General features: G+C 62.9%; 18 protein-coding genes, 1 tRNA gene, 1 pseudogene and 1 riboswitch. Of the genes and pseudogenes, 8 read left to right on the top strand and 12 right to left on the bottom strand.

The genetic code is table 11. The features are described from left to right. Positions 1 to 221: 221 nt before the first annotated feature. Entirely contained in the window at positions 222 to 449 is a 228-nt protein-coding gene (locus AC0X69_RS12835; protein WP_482608148.1) for a hypothetical protein, read from the bottom strand. A gap of 602 nt (positions 450 to 1,051) precedes the next feature. Next, positions 1,052 to 1,869: pseudogene (locus AC0X69_RS12830) on the bottom strand (transposase). 99 nt (positions 1,870 to 1,968) lie between these two features. Here AC0X69_RS12830 and AC0X69_RS12825 point away from each other — a divergent pair. Together AC0X69_RS12825 and AC0X69_RS12820 are read left to right on the top strand one after the other, a co-directional pair. Then, positions 1,969 to 2,319 (top strand): hypothetical protein, encoded by a 351-nt coding sequence (locus tag AC0X69_RS12825; protein WP_482608147.1) that lies wholly within the window; start codon positions 1,969 to 1,971, stop codon positions 2,317 to 2,319. 128 nt (positions 2,320 to 2,447) lie between these two features. Continuing rightward, entirely contained in the window at positions 2,448 to 3,782 is a 1,335-nt protein-coding gene (locus AC0X69_RS12820) for a hypothetical protein (RefSeq protein ID WP_482608146.1), read from the top strand. 286 nt (positions 3,783 to 4,068) lie between these two features. Here the strand turns inward: AC0X69_RS12820 and AC0X69_RS12815 are convergent. Next, a tRNA-Leu gene (locus AC0X69_RS12815) sits at positions 4,069 to 4,153 on the bottom strand. A 201-nt stretch (positions 4,154 to 4,354) separates the two neighbouring features. Between AC0X69_RS12815 and AC0X69_RS12810 the strand changes: the two genes are divergently transcribed. Beyond that, positions 4,355 to 5,386, top strand: a complete 1,032-nt coding sequence (locus tag AC0X69_RS12810; RefSeq protein ID WP_482608145.1) for a complex I NDUFA9 subunit family protein — start codon at positions 4,355 to 4,357, stop codon at positions 5,384 to 5,386. Between the two features lie 20 nt (positions 5,387 to 5,406). Here the strand turns inward: AC0X69_RS12810 and AC0X69_RS12805 are convergent, their stop codons facing one another. The 5 genes from AC0X69_RS12805 to AC0X69_RS12785 all read right to left on the bottom strand — a co-directional run bounded on the left by AC0X69_RS12805 (position 5,407) and on the right by AC0X69_RS12785 (position 9,245). Beyond that, positions 5,407 to 6,111: a sulfate transporter family protein gene (locus AC0X69_RS12805; protein WP_482608144.1), complete on the bottom strand. Its 705-nt coding sequence runs from the start codon at positions 6,109 to 6,111 to the stop codon at positions 5,407 to 5,409. Positions 6,112 to 6,243: 132 nt separating this feature from the next. Further along, on the bottom strand, positions 6,244 to 6,831 hold the full coding sequence (locus AC0X69_RS12800; RefSeq protein ID WP_482608143.1) for an SRPBCC family protein: 588 nt from the start codon (positions 6,829 to 6,831) through the stop codon (positions 6,244 to 6,246). A 55-nt stretch (positions 6,832 to 6,886) separates the two neighbouring features. Beyond that, positions 6,887 to 7,579 (bottom strand): 4'-phosphopantetheinyl transferase family protein, encoded by a 693-nt coding sequence (locus tag AC0X69_RS12795; RefSeq protein ID WP_482608142.1) that lies wholly within the window; start codon positions 7,577 to 7,579, stop codon positions 6,887 to 6,889. A gap of 41 nt (positions 7,580 to 7,620) precedes the next feature. Then, positions 7,621 to 8,670 (bottom strand): NAD(P)/FAD-dependent oxidoreductase, encoded by a 1,050-nt coding sequence (locus AC0X69_RS12790; protein ID WP_482608141.1) that lies wholly within the window; start codon positions 8,668 to 8,670, stop codon positions 7,621 to 7,623. Between the two features lie 185 nt (positions 8,671 to 8,855). Further along, positions 8,856 to 9,245: a 2Fe-2S iron-sulfur cluster-binding protein gene (locus AC0X69_RS12785; RefSeq protein ID WP_482613391.1), complete on the bottom strand. Its 390-nt coding sequence runs from the start codon at positions 9,243 to 9,245 to the stop codon at positions 8,856 to 8,858. A gap of 238 nt (positions 9,246 to 9,483) precedes the next feature. On the opposite strand from AC0X69_RS12785, the gene AC0X69_RS12780 reads away from it, so the two are divergent. Then, positions 9,484 to 10,290: a methyltransferase domain-containing protein gene (locus tag AC0X69_RS12780; protein WP_482608140.1), complete on the top strand. Its 807-nt coding sequence runs from the start codon at positions 9,484 to 9,486 to the stop codon at positions 10,288 to 10,290. Between the two features lie 23 nt (positions 10,291 to 10,313). Here AC0X69_RS12780 and AC0X69_RS12775 read toward each other — a convergent pair whose 3' ends face one another. The 4 genes from AC0X69_RS12775 to AC0X69_RS12760 all read right to left on the bottom strand — a co-directional run bounded on the left by AC0X69_RS12775 (position 10,314) and on the right by AC0X69_RS12760 (position 13,895). Beyond that, positions 10,314 to 10,910, bottom strand: a complete 597-nt coding sequence (locus tag AC0X69_RS12775; protein WP_482608139.1) for an ABC-type transport auxiliary lipoprotein family protein — start codon at positions 10,908 to 10,910, stop codon at positions 10,314 to 10,316. 96 nt (positions 10,911 to 11,006) lie between these two features. Beyond that, positions 11,007 to 11,912: an MlaD family protein gene (locus AC0X69_RS12770; RefSeq protein WP_482608138.1), complete on the bottom strand. Its 906-nt coding sequence runs from the start codon at positions 11,910 to 11,912 to the stop codon at positions 11,007 to 11,009. Then, on the bottom strand, positions 11,885 to 12,739 hold the full coding sequence (locus tag AC0X69_RS12765; RefSeq protein WP_482608137.1) for an ABC transporter ATP-binding protein: 855 nt from the start codon (positions 12,737 to 12,739) through the stop codon (positions 11,885 to 11,887). The genes AC0X69_RS12770 and AC0X69_RS12765 overlap by 28 nt, the downstream gene beginning before the upstream one ends. A 7-nt stretch (positions 12,740 to 12,746) precedes the next feature. Beyond that, the gene (locus AC0X69_RS12760) at positions 12,747 to 13,895 is read right to left on the bottom strand and encodes an MlaE family lipid ABC transporter permease subunit (protein ID WP_482608135.1); all 1,149 of its coding nucleotides are present in this window, start codon (positions 13,893 to 13,895) and stop codon (positions 12,747 to 12,749) included. A 200-nt stretch (positions 13,896 to 14,095) separates the two neighbouring features. Between AC0X69_RS12760 and dgcA the strand changes: the two genes are divergently transcribed. From dgcA to AC0X69_RS12740, 4 genes are all read left to right on the top strand, one after another. Continuing rightward, positions 14,096 to 15,079, top strand: a complete 984-nt coding sequence (gene dgcA / locus AC0X69_RS12755; protein WP_482608133.1) for an N-acetyl-D-Glu racemase DgcA — start codon at positions 14,096 to 14,098, stop codon at positions 15,077 to 15,079. A 53-nt stretch (positions 15,080 to 15,132) separates the two neighbouring features. After that, a riboswitch (Fluoride riboswitch) is annotated at positions 15,133 to 15,194 on the top strand. 44 nt (positions 15,195 to 15,238) lie between these two features. After that, positions 15,239 to 16,879, top strand: a complete 1,641-nt coding sequence (locus tag AC0X69_RS12750) for an efflux transporter outer membrane subunit (protein WP_482608131.1) — start codon at positions 15,239 to 15,241, stop codon at positions 16,877 to 16,879. Between the two features lie 28 nt (positions 16,880 to 16,907). Next, entirely contained in the window at positions 16,908 to 18,098 is a 1,191-nt protein-coding gene (locus tag AC0X69_RS12745; RefSeq protein ID WP_482608130.1) for an HlyD family secretion protein, read from the top strand. A gap of 117 nt (positions 18,099 to 18,215) precedes the next feature. Beyond that, positions 18,216 to 20,777, top strand: coding sequence for a plasma-membrane proton-efflux P-type ATPase (locus AC0X69_RS12740; RefSeq protein WP_482608128.1), 2,562 nt, complete (start codon positions 18,216 to 18,218; stop codon positions 20,775 to 20,777). Positions 20,778 to 20,794: the final 17 nt, after the last annotated feature.

Below are 20,794 nucleotides of genomic sequence, written 5' to 3'. Positions count from 1 at the left end.
AAACGCCTACATGCGGCCCGCGCTGCATAGCGGGTTGAGCGGGAGCGAATACGCGCGGCGCATTGCTTCGGGATATGGACAAGGCGAAGGGGGCAAAAGGAAATCCAGGTGGCAGGGGGGCTAAAATTGTGCGGTCGCATGAAGATACCGCACAAAATATAAAACTCTCCGACCTGGCCATTTCAAAAATGAGTCATCCCGCTGGCGTCACCTTGCTGCCATCACGTCCACAGCGCCGCGCGCCCGAGCCTTCGCCCGTCCTTCAGGAAGACAGGCCCGCGCGTAGCCTTGCGCTGCTTTGGCGCTTGCTTCGCCTCGCGCATGATTGACTGCACGGCTTTGAAGGGAAGGTTGAACGCGACGGCGACAAGCCGAGCGTCTTGGCATTTGGCAAACATTGCGACCGCCTCGGCGCGCTGCGCCGCAGATAGCTCTTTAACGCGGCTCATTAGGCGCTCCCCACCTGTCCCGCCTCAATCTCATCGATGCGCCTTACGAGCCGTTCGGCGAGCGCATCAGCGCGCACTTGCGTTCTTGAGCACTCGACATCGCCGTCGCGTGATTGATGCATTTCTTCGTGAAGCCGGTCTTCGCCGCGCCATACGATTTTTTCTCGCCTGCGGCGACTTCGCGGGAGGCAGCGGCAATTGCTGAAGCGGCATGGGCTTACTCTCTGCGGCTCTGCACGGGGCTTTCCCGACAAGGTGAGCTAAAATGAGCGGCAAGCGTCCGTCTGCGACTTCCAGCCAGAGATCGGCAACGCCGCTAAAGCTGCAAAGGCGATGGGGGCGTTGGTTGCCGCAGTTGCAGTCGGGGAGCTTACGCCCGCCGAGGCAGAGCAAGTCGCCAAGATTGTTGACGCATATGTGCGGTACTTGAGGCCAACGATTTCGAAGCCCGATTGCAAGCTGGGCACCTCCAATAACCTGGCTTTTCGTGACTGGGTGTTGGGCGTGAGGCGGCTCGAGGCCATCCTTCCGGGGAGAATCGGTTCATGGGCTTCGAAAGCGGCGTCGCCCGGTGAGCGGCGCCGTCTTTGCCGCTAATTTTGCTACGCAGGCGCCCCTCTCTCGCGCAGCCAGACGAAGCGGCGCATGTTGTAGGCGAGATTGGCGAGCCCGATCTTGAGCCGCGCCCGCGCCAGGCCGATTGTTCGCACGAACAGGCCCATCAGCCCTTTCTGATGCGCGAACACATGTTCGACGGCGCTGCGCACTTTCGACTTCTGCGCATTGGCGATGCGCGTTCCGGAACAGAGCCGTCCTCCTCCCGCACTTTGGCTTTCGTATATTTGACCGTCCAACGCGCATCGCGATCTTTCTGTGCGAGCTTCGCCGGCTTGTCCTTCCAGCCCTCTGGAATGCGGCCGTCCTTGATCGCCTGCTTCTCGCCGTTCGTATTGCGCTGCTTGGGCGCGGCGACAATCGTGGCGTCGACGATCTGGCCCGACATCGCGAGAAAGCCGGCCTCGCGCAGCGCTGCGTCGAACTGCTCGAACAAGCGGTCGGCCGCATTTGCCTTCTTCAGCGCCTCGCGGAACGTCCAGATCGTATTGGCGTCGGGAACCGCGTCGGCCAAACCCAATCCGAGAAAGCGCATGAACGACAGGCGGTCCTTGATCAGATATTCGCAGCGCTCGTCCGACAGAGAATGCATTGCTTGCAGGATCAGCACCTTGAACATGAATACATGATCAAATGGCGGACGCCCGCCCTTGGAGCGGTCGGCCCGCGGGACTGCCGCCTCCAGCGCCGCCCGGAACATCTCGAAATCGACAAGCGCCTTCACGCGCTCCAGATCGTCGCCCTTCGCCGACAGCTCAGCCAGCCGTTCGTCGACATCAAAAAATCCGGGCGTTCCCTTCGCCATGGCCGCGATCCCCTTGCGACATGACCAAGTGAATCAACTCAACGCCGATTTGGCCAGAGGTTTTTGGAGGCGTCCAGCTTTGGAACACAAGGGACGATCATGAAGCCAAACGCGTTGAATCGTCTGGAAAGGCTTGAATGGAAAAGCGTCCAAAATGGAAGTCGCATCCAATGCATTGAGCACGTCGGAGTTAACCCGGGTCGTGGCTCTTGCGCTCCGCAATTTTATCGCGACGCGCTCGGCAATCTATGGGGGCGGGACAATGGCGAAACGGCTGAAGAGTTCCAAGGGCGCGTGACGGCCGAGGCTATCGTGAAAGCGCGGCCAAAAATCGCGCAGATAATCAAAAGACGAGTGCGGATTGAGCCTGATAGCAGGGCGGGCGGCGGATCATGGAAAAACGATGCAGCACAAGCCGCAGTTCTTTTCTCGGTAGGCCGTCCCATCTGAAGCTCGTCGAAACGATTGACATCGGGTCGTACTCTTTGGAACCTAAGACCGAAGTGTCCGGAGACTGTGCGAACCGCGTCTATTCCCTTTGCCGTTGAGGACAGCCTGATTCAAAAATAGGTTGCGCTATGATAAGCATTTTTAAAGCCTGGGCCAATGATATTATTGTCTTTTCGAAGTGGATTGCCAAGAGGCGCGATTATTTCGGCTGGTTTTTATTGTGGTCAGTGATTGCGCTAACTCCATCGATTACGTTGTACGCGCGGGAAAGCTCCAGCGCCCGTATGAGCGGTACTGCCAGAGCGATCCAAGCCTCGCTTTACCTTAAAGGTCGCTATGATGGTCCTATCGATGGAATTTGCAATGAAAAAACCCGTCTTGGTCTCAAGCAAGCTCTCAGTGGAGAGAATTATGACGACGCATCAATACGTTTTTGTACCTCGGATGCACTTTCCTTATTAACAAAAATTTCAGCAAGTGATAGCAAGACAGGCAAAATAGAAATACCCTCTGATGTAAATCTCATTAGAGGTGAAGTGACTGAAATTCAGAAAGAATTAAACAATGAGCATCGAGCGATAGAGGATTTGACTGCGAAATTTGGCGATCAATTCGCTGCTCAATTCCACAATCTGGCGACCGTCGGCATCTCAACCCTTATTACTTCCATATCGATATTGATAGCCTTCATCGCTTTCATTGGAAATGTTGCGCTTAAGGATGCGGTAAAGGCTGCTCACGAAGCGGAAATGCAGCGGGCGAGGAATCAGTTAGAGTTGCTGACTCGGCTGGCTAACGATCGCATCCACGCTAGCGTATACGGAACGATTGGCGGACAATTTGTAGACATTTACAAAAACATCCCAAACCCTACCGGAGAGCAGAGTGCCCTTTTGAAAAGCTATCTGACCTCGGCAATTGTAATGTCAAAAATAGCGTATAGCTCGGCAGATTCGGTTGTAGGCAAGCTAGACAGCCATAGCACTGTCATTTCAGAAGCGGATAAGCAGCGTTATATTGAAACGCGCTTGCGTTGTTTAAACAACTACACATTCTATTTAGCGCAGCGATGCCTGGAAAGAGACAAGCTCCTGGTTGAGGATTTTCTCCCGGAGCTGATAAAGGCGGCGGATGCCCGCAAAAGAGGTGGTGAAGCGTTCTGGTGGTCCTTTCAGGACACCGTCCAATGGGCTAAGCTGCACCTTGGGCGCATTAGCCCGATGGAGGCTCAGGCCAATGTGCAGGCACTCCTCGACACCACTGAGGCAGACACAGACTGGAAGAAAGGGACAGTCGCGAACTACAGGTTATACAACGCCCTCCGGAGCATCGAATCAAGCCACGTCGTTGTTTCTTTTGAAGGTCACTCTAGTCGCGTAGTGAACCAAGCTCCGGCAAAACATCAATTTCAATTATGGCACGATTACAGGGCTGCGCTTAAGAAGCGAACAAGCTCCACCTAAAATAGGGCTTGGCACGATTACAGGACCAGTCGCGATTTTCACATTTTCCATGGTCATCGTTCCAGTCTCCGTGAACACTCGGTGCAAACACCAGCAAGATACATGCTACGCCTAACTTTGAGCTTAAGATAGAGGCTCAGCGCCGACGCGGTACGTGAACTCTCATTTGGCTCACCTCGACAATGAATCAAGGGCAGAAGCGCCCTCGCTGCGTGGGACCAAATGTGGGACCGGCAACACGACGATCAAATATCTAATTGCAATAATTGTACTATTTCGCATTAGGTGGTGCCCAGGAGAGGACTCGAACCTCCACGGCTTTCACCACTGGTACCTGAAACCAGCGCGTCTACCAATTCCGCCACCTGGGCATGCCGGCTGGGCATGAGCGCGTCTCATAGGGGCAGTGGCCGCCTCGTGTCAATGCGCCCCACGAACAAAGGGGGCGTCGCCCCTGCGCCGCGCGAGCAGCGCGTCAGTCCGACGGATTTCCCTCACCGGGAAATTCCGCTAGAGCGTTGGCCACTATACCGGCCGGCGGAGCCGGCGCGGCGCAAGCGGAGCAAATCGCGATGATCGGCGACAATAACCAGACCATTGGCGAGGGACGGGTGGTGACGGTGTTCGGCGGCTCAGGCTTCGTCGGCCGCTACGTCGTCCGGGCGCTGGCGCGCGACGGCTGGCGCGTGCGCGTCGCCTGCCGGCGGCCCGACCTCGCCTTTTTTCTGCAGCCGCTCGGCCGCGTCGGCCAGGTGATGGCGGTGCAGACCAATGTGCGCCATCCCGAGTCGATCGCCGCGGCCCTTCGCGGCGCCTCGGCCGTGGTCAATCTCGTCGGCATTCTCGCTGAAACCGGCGCGCAGAAATTTGCGACCGTGCAGGCCGGCGGCGCGCGCGCGATCGCAGAGGCGGCGAAAGCGGCCGGCATCGACAATGTCGTGCATATTTCCGCCATCGGCGCCGATCCGCAGTCGCCCTCCGCCTATGGCCGAAGCAAGGCGGAAGGCGAGGCCGCCATGCTCGCCGATATCCCTTCCGCGGTCATCCTGCGCCCGTCGGTGATCTTTGGCCCCGAAGACGACTTCTTCAACCGCTTCGCGACGATGGCGCGCTATTTCTCCGCCATTCCCGTCGTCGGCGCGGAGACGAAATTCCAGCCCGTCTATGTCGGCGACGTCGCCGAAGCGGTCGCAATCGCGCTCGCCGGCCACGCCAAGCGGGGCGTCGCTTATGAGCTTGGCGGCCCCGAGGTCAAAAGCTTCGCGGAGATCGTCGGATATATCCTGAAGGTGACGCAGCGCGAGCGCCGCATTCTAAAGCTCTCCTTCGGGACCGCGAAACTCATGGCCAGCGTGACGCAACTGCTGACCAGGCTTTCCCTGGGCCTTTATCCGACGCTTCTGCGCATGACGGGAGATCAGGTCGAACTCCTCAAGCGCGACAATGTCGTCAGCGACGAAGCGATCGCCGAAGGCCGCACGCTCCAGGGGCTCGGAATCGCCGATCCGCAATCGATCGAAGCGATCGTGCCGACCTATCTCTATCGCTATCGCAAGGTCGGCCAGTATCAGACGCAGCGCCTCGGCGAATCCGCCTCGCGCTAACGCGCTCGCTGATCTGGCGATCAGCGCCAGCGGCTCGACGGAGCCGCTTCTTCACGCGGACCCGGCGCCAGCATCCGATGGACGCGGGTCATGAAGGCGACGGCAAAAAGCGGCGTCAGGACATTCAGTCCCGGCGTCGCCACGAAGACGGCGATGAACAGACCGGCGACGAACAGCCAAGGCGCATGGCGGCGGCGCAGCGCTTCCGATTCCTGCAGCGAGCGGAAACGCGTCGCGGCGAAGAGAAAATATTCGCGGCCGAAAAGATAGGCGTTGGCGAGCAGGAAGGCCGCCGCGTTTATTCCGGGCACGAAGAGCAGCAAGAGCGCGAAGAAATTGACGATCGCCGATACGCCGGCGAAGCGCAGCCCCATGAAGATCGCCTGCGTCGCCGGGATGGCGCGGCCGCGCTGTCCCCGCGGATAGAGATCCGCTTCGACGTGATCGGCGAGATCGTCAAGAAACAGGCCCGAAACAAGCACCGAGACAGGCGCGATGAGAAACGCCATCAGGAAGAACAGTCCCGCGCCCGTCGCATAGGCCAGCGCCGTCTGCAGCCAGGGATGGTCCACCATCACGAAGGACATGGCGAGTCTGTCGAGGCCGACCCAGGCCAGCGCCAGCAGCAGGAACGTCATGCCCAGACTCTTGACGAGGACGGCGCGGAACGGCGGCGTCACGATCTGGCGCAGCGCCGCTAGAGCGGCGTCGAACATTTCGGTCATGGCGAGTCAGTCACGTGCGACGGGCATGGTGAATCGAGCGATCGGAAAAGGCGCGCACCGCGCACGGCGCCGCCATGCAGATGGCGTTTCGCGTGGCGCGGCGCAAGAGCTGCGCCCGGTCAGCACTCAACGCTATTTCGTTAGATGAGCGCCGAGATTCTCGAGGCCTTTCTCGAATTGACGACCGATCATCTTGTCATGGCTCATGAAGATGTTCATCGCCCGGCTCGCGAGGCCGACATCGCCGGACATGGTCCATACGACATGGGTCTTGCGGGCTGCGGAGTCGCCGCCAAATCCAAGCGCGCGCGCGAGCCAGCGGCCCCCTTTCACCTCGCCGTCGGGCGCGAGAAAAAATGTCACGTCATTGCTCGCCGCAATGGGCTTACGCATATCGAGCCTGATGTCGACGCGCTCGCTCGGCCGGCTGTCGACGATCGTCAGGCGCCCTGCGCCGACGTTCTTGTCGCCGGACCATTCGAAAGCGGCGCCGGGCCCCGCGGCGGGTCCCTCGTAGTGGACCACAGCGTTCGGATCGAGTTTCGACCAGGGCGACCAGGACTCCCAGTTGCGCAGATTGTTGATCGCCGCAAAAACCTGGCGCGGCGACGCATCGATGACCGCCTCGCGGCGCACGACGAAGCTTTTCGGTTGAAGGTAAATGGCCAATGCGAGCAAGGCGGTGCCGTAGAAAATGACGATCAGTAACAAGCCAGTCATAAATCCCTCCAATGCGTGCGCCCGAAGAACCCGCGACACAACTAGCGCGCCGGGCTCAGGCTTCAAATGAATCCGCTGCATGGATCAGCGCGGTCGCGCGCGCTTCCGTGAGGCGGAAGTTGGCGTCGCCGCCGCGCGCCGCAGCGGCGACGAAGAAGCCCGCGCGCCGCCACTGCGCAACGCCGTAGCTCTCGCCGGAACCGCTGCTAACGGCGAGCGGCGACAGGTTGACGACAAAGCTGTCGAGCCCGCCCGCAAGCCCGCGCCCGCCGGCCTTCAGCACGGCCTCTTTGAGCGTCCAGATCGCAAAGAAAACTTCGCTCCGCGAAACCGGATCAAGCTCTCTGCGCACCAGCGCCGCCTCTTCGGGCGCAAAGAAGCGCTCGGCCACCTTCAGCGCGTCTCGCGGTCTCAGGAAGGACTCGACGTCGACCCCGACATCGCGGCCCGAAGCGATCGCCACGGCGGCCAAGCCGCGCGTGTGCGAGAGGCTAATGTTGAGGCGGGCCGCCGGCGCATGCACGAAGGGCTTGCCGTGCGGCGTCGCGCCGAAACGCCACTGCGGCGGCGCGATCCCTTTCTCGCGTTCAGAAAGGAGCGCGCGCAGCAGCGCATGGGCGGCGACATAAGCGCGGCGATCATCCTCGAAAGCGAAGCGCGTCGCCCGCGCCGCTTCTGCTTCGTCGAGAAGCGCAACGAGCTTCGGCCATTCGTCGACGGCGATCGCCGCGACATCGATATAGTGCACGTCGATAGCGGCGGACGTCTCTCGAAGAGCTTCGGCCGACGTCAGGAGACTCCGAGCTTCTTTTGCAGATTGGTCGATGACGTCGTGTATTGGAACAGAAGCTTCTTGTCGGGATAGACGTAACGATGGACCTTCTGCGCAGCGAGCGCGGCCTCGTGGAAGCCCGACAGAATGAGCTTCAATTTCCCCGGGTAATAATTGATGTCGCCCACGGCGAAAATGCCCGGATGACTCGTCTCGAATTTTTCCGTGTCGACAGGAATGAGATTTTCATTGAGCTGAAGACCCCAATCGGCGACCGGGCCCAGCTTCATCGTGAGGCCGAAGAACGGCATCAGGCGCTCGCAAACGAGCTTCTCTTCGACGCCGTCATTGCCCTTCAGGGTCGCGCTGACCATCTCGCCGTCGTCGCCTTCGACCGTGGTGATCTGGCCGAGCCTGAAGTTGATCTTGCCCGCCGCCACGAGCTCCTGCATCGCGGTGACGGAATGCGGAGCGGCGCGGAACTGATCGCGACGATGCACGAGCGTGAGGCTTTTCGCCACCGGCTGCAGATTTAGCGTCCAGTCGAGCGCCGAATCGCCGCCGCCGACGATCACGACGTTCTTGTCGCGGAAGTCCTCCATCCGGCGCACGGCGTAAAACACCGACTTGCCCTCATAGGACTCAATCTTCGGAATCGGCGGCTTCTTGGGCTGGAACGATCCGCCGCCCGCGGCGATGAACACGACCTTGGCGTGGAAAATCTTTCCGGAATCGGTGCTGAGACGAAATTCCGGCTTTTCGGCCGAGCCAAGCGGCGTCAGCGTCTCGACCATTTCGTTGAAGTGAAAGGTCGGATGAAAGGGCTCGATCTGCTTCAGGAGGTTATCCGTCAGCTCCTGGCCGGTGCAGACCGGCAGGCCGGGAATGTCATAAATGGGTTTTTCGGGATAGAGTTCCGAACATTGGCCGCCGGCGCGCGGCAGAATGTCGATCACATGCGCCTTGATGTCCAACAACCCAAGCTCGAATACCGAGAATAGGCCCGCGGGGCCCGCCCCGACGATGACGACATCGGTTTCGATCGCGGCTTCCTTAAGCTGGTTCATAGTCAATTCCTGACCAAATTTTCAAAGCCCTGACGATCGAAAGACGCCACTCGCGCCATGAGCGGGCTGTCCGGATGCGCTCGTTGCGCGACCCGCCGGCCTCAAGCGCCGCGCCATCAGGGTTCGTCTATCGCATTTGTCGAGAGATTCAAACCCGCGCGAGCGCCCTCTGGAATAATTGCGCGTCAGCCCTGCTGAGCCGGGGTGGTGACGACCAGCCCGTCGAGTTCCGGCCTGACGGTGATTTGGCAGCAAAGTCGGGAGTTCGGCTTCACGTCAAAGGCGAAGTCGAGCATGTCCTCCTCCATCTGCGACGCCTTGCCCGTCTTTTCCGTCCATTTTTCATCGACATAGACGTGGCAGGTGGCGCAGGCGCAGGCGCCGCCGCACTCGGCGGCGATTTCGGGAATATCGTTGCGACGCGCGGTCTCCATCACGGTCGATCCGACCTCCCCCTCGACGACGCGGGCTTGACCCTGCGAATCGATGAAGGTGATCTTGACCTTTGTCGGCGCGCCGCCGCCCGGCTCCGCGCCATAGCGGGTCGCAGCATCCTCAAAGCTCATCTTCCCCATGACGCCTGTCTCTTCCTCATCCATGCTCGATGTTCGCGGCGCGTCCCGACGGTTTCGGTGCGGAACGCCGCGGGCCTTTGTGCTTGCGAGCCGCGCGCGGTCGCGCCGCCCGCGGCTGCCTGAATTGTCGCCGTCCAGTTAGCACCCGACCGTTTGGCGCGCTAGCCCCTCCAGCGCACGCGCGACCTTAGGCCCGAATCCAGTCAATTGCGGCGGAGAGCCGCGAAGAGGCGCGCTTATGACAGACATCGCTTTGAGCTTTCGCAACGCCGACGGCGCGATGCAGCCCGCCCTGACGCGCTGTCTCGATTTCATGAACGGAACGCCTTTTTTCAAGCGCTATAAGAAGGAGACCTGGGACGCGCTTCAGGTCTGCGGAAGCAGTCGGATATTGGACGTGGCCTGCGGCGTCGGCTTCGACGTCATCGGGCTGGCGCGGCGCTTCCCGCAGGCGGTCGTCTATGGCGTCGATCCGTCGCGGAACTTCCTCGATCTGGCGCGGGAAAGAGCGCATGGCGTTGAGAACGCTCTCTTCGTCGGCGGCGATTCACGCCGCCTGCCCTTTGAGGACCGCTGCTTCGACGGCGTCCGCATCGATCGGTCCTTGCAGCACATCAGCTCTCCCGGCGAGGCGCTGCGCGAAATGGTCCGGGTGACGCGCAGGGGCGGCAGAATCGTCGTCGCCGAACCCGATTGGGGAACATTCTTCGTCTACAACGGGGATCTCGAAACCGGCGCGAAAGTCGCCGGATTATGGGAAAAGTCCTTCGCCAATCCCTACATCGGCCGCGAGATCGGCCTGCTGCTCGAAAAGTGCGGCGTTACGGACATCGACTGCCGGGCCCATGCGCTCGTCGTCAGAAGCCTCGACGCGGCGGAGATCATCTTCGATCTGACGCGCGTGACGGAAAATTGCGTGTCGGCGAGCGTCCTGACGCGAGAGGAGGCGGCACGCTGGCGGGAGGCGACCCATGTGGCCTGCCAGAGCGGCGGCTTTCTCACTTGCCTGAACATCATTCTCTGGGAGGGATCGATCCCGGAATAAAACGCTGCGATCCGCCGCCGTCTCTACAACCGAGCGCGCGTCCATTGCCCGATGCGCAACGCGATGCGCGCCGCGGCGTCGGCCAGCGCGCGCGCCGCCGGCGAGCCGATGTGCGCCGGCGCCGGCGTTTCTTCGACGAATATCCGCGCCGCCCTCGCCCGGCCGCTTCCCGCGTCGACGAGCTGAACGGAAACCTCGACGACGGCCAGATTGCGGGCGATGTCGATCTCGAAACGCCGCACATCGGTCTGCAGCTGCGTTTGCGCGCCCATGTTCGAAGAGGCCGACAGTCCGCACTGCTGCAGCGATTCGATGAGGCGGCGCTGAAAAAGCCGCGGCAGCGACTCCGACCACTGGACGCCGGGAAGGACGGCCACGCTGTCATCGCCGGCGCGAACCACGATGCGGTCCGACGCGGTCGGAGCGATCGCGGCGGGTTCGGCCACGAAGACCGGCGGGCCGCCGCGCAACGCGACGCTTCGCAAAGCGACCGGCGCGGTCGTCAGATCGAAGGTCTCGCGCGGCGCCTGGGCGCAGGCCGTCGCGAGCAAAGCGAGCGACGCGATCACTGTCGCTTGCGCGGCCTTGCGATGCGCCGCCGTGGACGCCTTCAGTTTCATGCCGACCCGTCGCCCCATTTCGCCCGCGCGCCGAGTCGGGCTACGCCGTCTTCTAACCGATCCGCGCACCGCCTCAAAGCCACGCTTGCGATCGTTCTAGTTGCCTTGATACTCGGGCACGGACTGGGACGGTCCGAAGATGAACTGTGACGGGTTTTTTTCGACCGAACGCAGCGTGCGGTCGAATGTGCCGATGGCCTTGCGCCCATCCACCGCGAGCTGTTCATATTCGCGCAGCCCCGTCGCGGCGAAACGGTTGATGCGTTCCGACGCCCCCGCGATGTTGCCGGTGATGGCCCTGATCTGCCTCGGGTCGATGGCCTTGATCGTCTTCTCGCCGGCCGCCAGCACCTTGTCGAGCCGCGCCGCCACCGGTTTCAACGACTGAGCGACGTCGGACGCGTCGCGGATGAAGGTCGCGATCGAAGCGGAGTTGTCGGCGAGAGTCTTGCTGACCGTTTCAGCGTTTTTCAGCGTCGCCGTGATCGAAGGACCGTTGTCGTCGATGAGCTTGTCGAGTTTCGTGAGGAGTTCGGCGGCCTTCGTCGACAGGTTCTGAACATTGCCGATCAAATTCTGGATTTCGGAGCGCTCGGCCTGAATTTGCGGGTATTTCTGGCCGTCTTGCGCGGTCAGAGGCGGCGCGCCAGGCGTGCCGCCGACAAGCAGGAGGTCTGAAACGCCCGTGAAGCCGCGCGTCTCGAGGCGTGCGCGCGTGTCGGCTTTGACCGGCGTTCTGCTGTCGATCCTGACCAGCACGTCGACCTTGCTCGGATCCTGCTCGGAAATGCCAAGATGCGTGACCTCGCCGACTTTCACGCCGTTGAACAGCACCGAGGAGCCGCGGGTCAGCCCCGAGACCGCGCCGCTGAAGACAATCTGGTAGGTTTCCTGACGTCCAAGCTGGCTTGGCCCGGAAAACCAGTAGACGAAGAGAAAGGCGGCGAAGGCGACCGCCAGCGTGAAAGCGCCGATCAGGGCGTAGTTGGCGCGGGTTTCCATTGTTCGTCCTTCTGCTCAACGCGCGCCGCCGTCAGTCGGCCGCCGCGCACGCCGTGGAAATAGGCTTTCAGCCACGGGTGATCGGATGCGAGCAAAGTTTCCAGCGGCCCTGCGGCGATGACCCGACCTTCAGCGAGCGCCGCCACCCTGTCGCAGATCGAATACAGGCTGTCGAGATCATGCGTCACCATGAAAACGGTCAGCCCGAGGGTCTGCTGGAGCGTGCCGATCAGCTCGTCAAAATCTGCGGCGCTGATCGGATCGAGCCCCGATGTCGGCTCGTCGAGGAACACAAGCTCGGGATCAAGCGCCAGGGCGCGCGCCAGGGCCGCGCGCTTCACCATGCCGCCCGACAATTCTGACGGAAATTTGTCCGCCGCGTCGGGGCCTAGGCCTACAAGCTCAAGCTTGAGCATAGCCAGCTCGTCCATAAACCGTTGAGAAAGCTCGCGCGTTTCGCGCATCGGCATCTGGATGTTCTGCTTGACGGTCAGCCCCGAAAACAGCGCGCCGTTCTGAAACAGCACGCCCCATCGTTGCTCCAGAGCGCGCCGCTCGTGCGGCGCCAGCGCGTCACGATCCTGCCCAAAAACCCGAATGGAGCCGCCCCGCGTCGGGACGAGCCCTAGAATCGCGCGGGTCAGCACCGATTTTCCCTGCCCCGATCCGCCGACGAAGCCGAGCACCTCGCCGCGATAAACGTCGAGATTGAGCCCCTTCATGATGTTTTTGTCGCCAAAACCGACGACGAGGTCGCGCACGCTGATGATGACGTCGCGGTTAGGGCGTTGCGCGGCGCCGTTTGCGTGAGTCGAGGTGCTGGTCATCGCGCGCTCAATAGTCGATCGACGCAAAAAATATGGCGAACAAACCATCCATCACAATGACCATGAAGATGGATTTGACGACGGAGGACGTGACCTGACGGCCGAGCGACTCGGCGGAGCCCTGCGTCGCGAGCCCGTCCATCGACGCGATGAGGCCGATCACCAGCGCCATAAAAGGCGCCTTGATGATGCCGACGAGAAAAGTATGCAGCGCGATCGCCTCTTTGAGCAATGACGCGAACGCCACGGGGCTGATCCCGCCGTACCACCAGGACACGATCATGCCGCCGAAGAGCGCCGCCATATCCGCGATGAAGGTCAGAATCGGCAAGGAGATGACGAGACCAAGCACGCGCGGCGCGATGAGCACCTCGGTGGGGGAAAGTCCCATCACCATCAGCGCGTCGATCTCCTCGCGCATTTTCATCGAGCCGAGTTCTGCGGTGATCGCTGAACCTGATCGGCCGGCGATCATGATCGAGGTGAGCAGCACGCCGAGTTCGCGCAAGACAAGAATGCCGATCAGGCTCACCGAGTAGCTGGACGCGCCGAACTTGAGCAATTGAAAGATGCCCTGCTGCGCGACGATGCCGCCGACCAGCACGTTGATCAGCACGATGATCGGGACGCTGCGAAAGCCGACAAGTTCGATTTGTGCGACGAGCGAGGTCAGCCTGAACCGCTGCGGGTTGGCGGCCACATAGATCATCGACGAGACGAATTCGCCGAGAAAGCTGACGCCGCGATAAAATTCGTGAAGCGCGTCCACCATCGACTCGCCGAGGTCCGCAAGCAGAGCGAAGATGATGTTCAACCGCGGCCGCGAGGGCTCAACGAAGGCGCGATAATGCGTTTCTTCGAGCAGGGTCAGATATTCGGGGCGCACATGTTCGAGCGCCACGGCGACGTCGCGCCGCGCGAGTTCATGGCGCGCGCGATTGATCAGCCAGGCGCCGGCCGTGTCGAGTTGCGAGACCTGGGAGAGATCCAGGACGACCATTCGGTCGCGACGCGCCTCTTCGTCGATGCGACGGCCCTCTTCCTCGAGTCGCTGCGAGGCCACGAGAACCCAGTCGCCGGACAGCGCCAGGCGCACGCCATCCGCAACCGGCTGGCGCGTGACTTTCGGCGGACGCTGCATCGCGACGACGGTCATCGGGCATCGCTCCGCGCTGGCGTCAACAATCGGCACATCGATGGCGTCATCCTATCCGCCGATTATGGCGCGCCGCCGACGCCGAGAGGCGCGCGCCGCTTGCAAAACCGTCATAACTTCGTGAATTGGCGTCAGCAAGCGCGCCGGCGCACATCGGCGCGCCAAGCGCGCGGCGCGCGCTAAGAGCGCCGGAGAGACATGTGAAGCGAAATTTATCAGTCGCCGTAGAGACTTATCCGATCGCCGGCCGCTTCGTGATTTCCCGCGGCGCCAAGACCGAAGCCGTCGTCGTGACGGCGACTTTGACCGAGGGGGACGGCGTCGGGAGGGGCGAATGCGTGCCTTACGCCCGCTACGGCGAAAGCGTCGACAGCGTCGTCGCGGCAATTGAAAGCGCGCGCGACGCTCTCGAAGCCGGGGCCGATCGAGACGCTTTGCAGCGCCTGATGCCGGCCGGGGCCGCCCGCAACGCCGTCGATTGCGCGCTGTGGGACCTCGAGGCCAAGCTTTCAGGCGTCCCGGCCCACATCGCGGCCGGTTTTGGGACGCTCGCGCCGCTCGTGACGGCCTACACTCTCTCGGTCGGCGCGCCGGACGAGATGCGCGCCGCGGCGGAGAAAGCCGCGGGCCGGCCATTGTTGAAAATCAAGCTCGCCGGAGAGGGCGATGAGGCGCGCCTCGGTGCGGTCCGCGCCGGCGCGCCAGATTCGACTCTCATCGTCGACGCCAATGAATCATGGGACGCGGAAAGCCTCGTCCGCCGGCTCGCCGTCTGCGCCGATTTCGGCGTCGCGCTCGTCGAGCAGCCTCTGCCGGCGGGTCGCGACGAGGCCCTCGCGTCCGTAGCGCGCCCTGTGCCGATCTGCGCCGACGAGAGCGTGCATGACCGCGCCTCCCTCCCGCCGCTGAAAGGCCGTTACGACGCAATCAACGTCAAGCTCGACAAGACCGGGGGCCTCACCGAAGCGCTGGCGCTTGCGCGCGCGGCGCAGGAATTGGGCTTCTCTGTAATGGCGGGCTGCATGGTGGGAACGTCGCTTGCCATGGCGCCGGCCGTCCTGGTGGGGCAGACGGCCGCCTACGTCGATCTCGACGGGCCGCTGCTTCTCGCCCGCGACCGTAATCCTCGCCTGTCCTACGAGGGCTCGACGCTCATGCCGCCCGCGCCGGAGCTCTGGGGATAGCGAGGCCGTCGCCGCTGGACTCATTGACCTATAGCTCGGTCGTCAACTAAAATTTAACCGATGGGGATGGGGTTCCCCCGATAACCGCCGAATGGCTGATGACTCCTACGAACTGGCCGCCACGCTCTTCGATCGCTGGCGCGGTGTAGGAGTGTGCTCTTGCGAGAAGCGCCAGCAGCCCGTCGTGCGCCAGCCGGCCTGCGCCCTGGCCGAAGGCTCCCCACCGCCGTGCGCATGGGCGCGATTCGGCTCTGGACACGCCGCCGCCTGTTGTTCTGCGTGGCTCCAATCGCGCTTCTCGTCGCCGGCTGCGCGCCGACCGCGCAACTGGAGCGCGCGCAATTTCTCGGCCCGCCGGCCATGGAGCGCACGCTCGCGAGATCCGGTCTCAAGCCCGCAGACGAAACCAGCTGGCCGCATGAGGAATGGTGGCGCGCCTTCTGCAGCGCCGAACTCGACGCCGTCATCGACAAGGCGCTGCACGACAATCAGAGCCTCAGAAAAGCCGAAGACTCGCTGCGCGCAGCCGACGCGCTCGTGCAGGTCGCCGGCGCGCGGCTTCTGCCCGAGGTTCAGGCGACCTTCGGCATGCGGCAGTCGCGCAATCCGCTGCATGGCGTCGTCGCCTCCTACAATCCGGCGCAAGGCGGATTGCAGAAGACCATGGCCTTCATCAATCCGCTCGTCCTGACCTATGAGCTGGATTTCTGGGAGAAGAACCGCGCGATTCTGGACGCCGCGATCGGCGAGTCCGCCGCCCAGGAGGCCGAACTGGAGCAGGCGCGGCTGCTGCTGACCGCTTCGGTCGCGCGCGCCTATCTTCGCGGCTACGCCGCGGCGCGCCAGCTCGAGGTCGCGAAAGCTTTGACGCGCATGCGCCGCGACCTGGTTTCGCTTGCGGACGCCCGCTATCGCGCCGGGCTCGACTCGCTCGATGGGGTGCAGATCGCCCGCGCCGAATACGAGAACGCCGTCCGCCGCGAAGCCGCTGTTCAGGCGTTTCTGACGCTGCAGAAGGATGCGCTCGCCCGTCTCATGGGCGAAGGTCCCGACGCGGCGCAGGATCTTTACACAGCGCGACGAGCCCCGACGCCGGCCGCGCCGCCACTGCCACGCAGCCTCCCGATCGAACTCCTCGCGCATCGGCCGGATCTCGTCTCGGCGATGCGCCGCGCCGAAGCGGCGGCCGCGCGCGTTCACGTCGCCAAGACGCTTTTTCTTCCCTCGATCGATCTCGCGATCACCGGCGGTTTCGAGGGTTCGGTGACCTCGACGAAAATCAGCAAGCTCGCAGGGTATCTGTTCACGCCTTCGGCGATCGGCTACGCGGTGTCCCCCACCCTGCGCCTCCCGATTTTTCAGGGGGGCCGGCTCAGCGGAAATCTGGAGTTTCAGCGGGCCGACTATGATCAGGCGGTCGACTCCTATAACGAGACGCTGCTGCAGGCCGCCCAGCAGGTCGCCGACGCCGTCGCCAATCTCAAGCGCGCGGGCGCAGAATATGAGGCGCAGAACCGTTTGCTGCGCGCAGCGCGCGCGCAATTTGATCTCGCGCAGTCGCGACTGCGCGACGGTTTGAAAGATCGCCGCGAAATCCTCGCGGAGCGGACCGATCTTCTCGAAGCCGGCTTTGGACAGCGCGCGCTGGAAGGCGACAGGCTCGTCGCCGCCGTCGACCTTTACCAGGCCCTCGGCGGCGGTTATGCCGGCGGTCCGCCGCCGGCGGCGCCCAAACCCGCGCCTGAAAACGATCCGCTGACGCCCGCCGTCGACGTGATTCAGTCGCTTGGCGGCGGCTGAGCGGCCATAGAAGAACGCGAAACGATCGATGGCGCTTTCCCGAAAGAGCATCCGCTCCCGCAGAGAGTTTCTGCTCAAGATCGTCATTGCGGCGGTCTTGGTCGGCGCGCTGATCGCCCTCTCGCGATGGTATTTCCATGAGCGCGACTGGGTGACGACCGACAACGCCTTCGTCACAGGCAACATCATTCCGGTCAAGGCTGACGCGACCGGCGTGGTCGCCGCCGTTCTCGCCGAGGAAACGCAGCAGGTGAAGAAGGGCGACGTGCTCGTTCGCCTCGATGGCCAACGCGCGAGAGCGGCGCTCGCGCAGGCCGAAGCCGAACTGGGTCGCGCCGTCCGGGCCGTGGGCGCGCTCTACGCGCAGCGCCGCCAGGTCTGCCAGAAGGTCATCTCGCGCGCCGCCGTCCGGGATAGGACGCGTCATGACCTCGCAAGATACAGGCAGGCGGCGGCGACCGGCGCCTCGTCCCGACAGGTGTTGCAGAACGCCGAGGATCAGCTCGCCGCGCAGGAAGCCGATCTGCGCGAGGCGCAGTCGGAATATCAGGCGATCGAGGCGCGGGTGGTCGGCGTCACGCGCCTGAATCATCCGGACATCGAGGCCGCCAAGGCGAGATACACCGACGCCTATATCGAATACGTGCGCCAGAATATCCGGGCGCCGGCGACCGGCTACGTCGCGAAGCGCCGCGTGCAAGTCGGCGATCGGGTGCGCCCAGGCGATTCGATTCTCAACATCGTGCCGCTCGATCACCTCTGGGTCGAAGCGAATCTCTGGGAAAACAGAATGGCGCGGGTCCGTCCCGGACAGCCGGCGATCATCAAGGTCGATCTCTATGGATCGAACCAGATCTATCACGGCGAAGTGGCGGGACTCGTTCCGGGCTCTGGCGCCGTCTTCGCGACGCTTCCGCCCGACAACGCCACCGGCAACTTCATTCGAATCGTTCAGCGCATTCCGGTGCGTATCGCCTTGCGCGCCGACGAACTCGAGCAGCAGCCTCTGCGGCCTGGCCTGTCGACGGACGCCTCGATCGACGTATCGGGCCCGCTGCAATCTCCCAATCGCTCGATCGTCAAGACGACGACCAATGAATACCTCACCGACGTCTATGACAAGGATCTCGCAGAAGCGAAGGCGCGAGCCGACAAGATCGTCAAGGACAATGCGCTCGGCGCATCGGATGACGGCGTCGCCTGCACAGCCGCAGAATAGACCGCGCGAGGTCAATTTCGACCCGCGCTTGCCTTTTTCGCGCCCTCTATTGGCGAGGCTCGGATGACGCCGTAACATCCGGCCCGGATATTGATTTATCTGATAGGGAGAGCAAGCATGCCGGACGTCAGCGCTAAACCGCCGGTGAGCCAATCTTCGCTGACGCTCTCCTTAGATCCGACGCAGGTGAAAATCGCGCAGCGACTCGAATCGCTGAAGACGAGCGAAAGCGGCCTGACCGCCGCCGAAGCGAAGCGACGCCTCGCCGAGTATGGCCCCAATGCGATCGAGGACAAGACCGAAAGCAAGTGGCGCCGTCTGCTCGCTTATTTCTGGGGGCCCTTGCCCTTTCTCATCGAAGCGGCGGCGATCATCTCCGCCCTTCGCCGCGACTGGCCGGACTTCGCGGTCGTCACCGGTCTTCTCATCTACAACGCCGTCGTCGGATTCTGGCAGGACAACAAGGCGGCGAACGCGCTCGCGGCTCTGAAGAAGAACCTCGCGCCCCGCGCCCGCGTGTTGCGCGAGGGGGAGTGGAGCACGATTCCCGCGGCCGAACTCGCGCCGGGCGATGTCGTCAGCGTCGCCGCAGGTCAGATTATCCCGGCGGATCTCTTGCTGATCGAAGGCGATTATCTGAGCTGCGACCAGGCGGCGCTCACCGGCGAATCGCTGCCCGTGTCGAAGAAGATCGGCGATGACGCCTATTCCGGGGCGATCGCCAAACAAGGCGCGATGACAGGCGTGGTCACGGCGACCGGCGACCGCACGTTTTTCGGCCGCACCGCGAAGCTCGTCGGCGCCGCCGGCGCCGTGTCGCATTCGCAGCGCGCCGTGACCCAGGTCGGCGACTTTCTCCTGTTGCTCGCGTTTTTGCTGGCGCTCGTCCTGATCGGCGCACAGCTTTACCGCGAAGTCATCGCGCCGGATGAATGGAATTGGGACCGCGTCGGGTCCATCGCCCAATATGTGCTGGTGCTGCTGATCGCGTCGATTCCGGTCGCGCTGCCGGCGGTGATGTCCGTGACGATGGCGATCGGCGCCTACGCGCTTTCACTGCAGAAGGCCATCGTTTCGCGCCTGAGCGCGATCGAGGAGCTCGCCGGCGTCGACGTGCTCTGCAGCGACAAGACCGGCACGCTGACGATGAACAAGCTCACCGTGCAAAACGCTATGCCGTTTGGCGCGTTCAAGAGCGACGATGTGCTGCTCTTTGCCGCGCTGGCGACCCAAACGAGCAGCGAAGATGCGATCGACCTCGCCGTGATGGCGGCGCTGCCGGCGCATGATTCGCTTGAAGGCTTCAAGCAGAAGGCCTTCACGCCCTTCGATCCTGTCAGCAAACGCACGATCTCGACGGTCGCCGACGCCGCGGGCGGCATCCGCCATTACGCCAAGGGCGCGCCGCAGGCGATTTCAGCTTTAGTGCGGCCCGACTCGCAAACCCTGCAGCGCTATCAGAACGAGGTGGCCGCGCTCGCCGCCAAGGGCCAGCGCGCGCTCGGCGTCGCCATGTCGGAAGACGGCGCCAGATGGGCGCTCGTGGGATTGATCTCCCTGATGGACCCGCCGCGCGCGGACGCCAAGGCCACGATCGCGGACGCGCGTGCGCTGGGACTCACCGTCAAGATGGTGACTGGCGACGACGTCGCGATCGGGGACGAGATCGCCGCGCAGCTCGGCATGGGATCTCACCTGCTCGTCGCAAGCGACGTTTTCAAAGGTGGCGCGAAAGCCGACGCTCTGCCGCGCAGCGTCGTCGACGCCGTTGAGCGGGCCGACGGTTTCGGCCGGGTGTTCCCGGAGCACAAATTCGAAATCGTCAAGGCGCTTCAGTCCGTCGGACATATCGTCGCGATGACCGGCGACGGCGTGAACGACGCGCCGGCGCTCAAGCAGGCGGATTGCGGCATCGCCGTGAGCGGGGCGACCGACGCCGCGCGCAGCGCGGCCGCGCTGATCCTCACGGCGCCGGGACTGTCGACCATCGTCAACGCGATCCGCGTGTCACGCCAGATTTTCCAGCGCATCGAAAGCTATATCTACTACCGGATCGCCATGACGCTCGACATCATGATCGTCGTCGTGGCGTCGATCGTGTTTTTCGAATTCCAGCCGCTCACCGCCATCATGATCGTCGCGCTCGCGCTCCTCGACGACATTCCGATCATGACCATCGCCTACGACAATGTCCCCGTCGCGCCGCAGCCGGTAAGATGGGATATGCCACGCATCTTCGTTTTCGCTTCGCTGATGGGGCTGCTCGCCGTGGCCGAGACCTTCGGCTTTTTGCTGATCGGCCTGCGCTGGATGCTCGACGAGACGCTGCAGGCGATGATCCCGATCGATCCGGGTCAGTTGCAGACGCTGCTATTCCTGCAGCTCGCGGTCGGCGGCCATTTATTGCTCTTCAGCGTGCGCACGAAAAAGGCGATCTTCGCGCCGCCCTATCCAAGCGCCAGGCTGTTCTGGGCGATCGTGGCGACCCAGGTCGTCGCGGTGCTGCTCTGCCTCTACGGCGTCGGCTTCGACGCCGTGCCGGGCGCAGCGATCGTCGGCGTATGGGTTTACTGCCTTCTCTGGGTCGTCGCAGCGGAGATCGTGAAGGCCATTTACTGGCGCCTGGCCGGGCGGCGCGATAAGAGCCTGGCCGCGGTGCACGTCGCTCTCGCCGGTTGAAGGAGGCCGACGGGCGA

This window comes from Methylocystis sp. Uni0008, assembly GCF_056838045.1.
This window is presented reverse-complemented; position numbering and strand designations above follow the sequence as displayed.

Excerpts from the sequence above, each read along its gene's own strand:
- AC0X69_RS12835 (WP_482608148.1), bottom strand. The coding sequence starts at position 449 with ATGAGCCGCGTTAAAGAGCTATCTGCGGCGCAGCGCGCCGAGGCGGTC.
- AC0X69_RS12825 (WP_482608147.1), top strand. The coding sequence starts at position 1,969 with ATGAAGCCAAACGCGTTGAATCGTCTGGAAAGGCTTGAATGGAAAAGC.
- AC0X69_RS12820 (WP_482608146.1), top strand. The coding sequence starts at position 2,448 with ATGATAAGCATTTTTAAAGCCTGGGCCAATGATATTATTGTCTTTTCG.
- AC0X69_RS12810 (WP_482608145.1), top strand. The coding sequence starts at position 4,355 with ATGATCGGCGACAATAACCAGACCATTGGCGAGGGACGGGTGGTGACG.
- AC0X69_RS12805 (WP_482608144.1), bottom strand. The coding sequence starts at position 6,111 with ATGACCGAAATGTTCGACGCCGCTCTAGCGGCGCTGCGCCAGATCGTG.
- AC0X69_RS12800 (WP_482608143.1), bottom strand. The coding sequence starts at position 6,831 with ATGACTGGCTTGTTACTGATCGTCATTTTCTACGGCACCGCCTTGCTC.
- AC0X69_RS12790 (WP_482608141.1), bottom strand. The coding sequence starts at position 8,670 with ATGAACCAGCTTAAGGAAGCCGCGATCGAAACCGATGTCGTCATCGTC.
- AC0X69_RS12785 (WP_482613391.1), bottom strand. The coding sequence starts at position 9,245 with ATGGGGAAGATGAGCTTTGAGGATGCTGCGACCCGCTATGGCGCGGAG.
- AC0X69_RS12780 (WP_482608140.1), top strand. The coding sequence starts at position 9,484 with ATGACAGACATCGCTTTGAGCTTTCGCAACGCCGACGGCGCGATGCAG.
- AC0X69_RS12775 (WP_482608139.1), bottom strand. The coding sequence starts at position 10,910 with ATGAAACTGAAGGCGTCCACGGCGGCGCATCGCAAGGCCGCGCAAGCG.
- AC0X69_RS12770 (WP_482608138.1), bottom strand. The coding sequence starts at position 11,912 with ATGGAAACCCGCGCCAACTACGCCCTGATCGGCGCTTTCACGCTGGCG.
- AC0X69_RS12765 (WP_482608137.1), bottom strand. The coding sequence starts at position 12,739 with ATGACCAGCACCTCGACTCACGCAAACGGCGCCGCGCAACGCCCTAAC.
- AC0X69_RS12760 (WP_482608135.1), bottom strand. The coding sequence starts at position 13,895 with ATGACCGTCGTCGCGATGCAGCGTCCGCCGAAAGTCACGCGCCAGCCG.
- AC0X69_RS12745 (WP_482608130.1), top strand. The coding sequence starts at position 16,908 with ATGGCGCTTTCCCGAAAGAGCATCCGCTCCCGCAGAGAGTTTCTGCTC.
- AC0X69_RS12740 (WP_482608128.1), top strand. The coding sequence starts at position 18,216 with ATGCCGGACGTCAGCGCTAAACCGCCGGTGAGCCAATCTTCGCTGACG.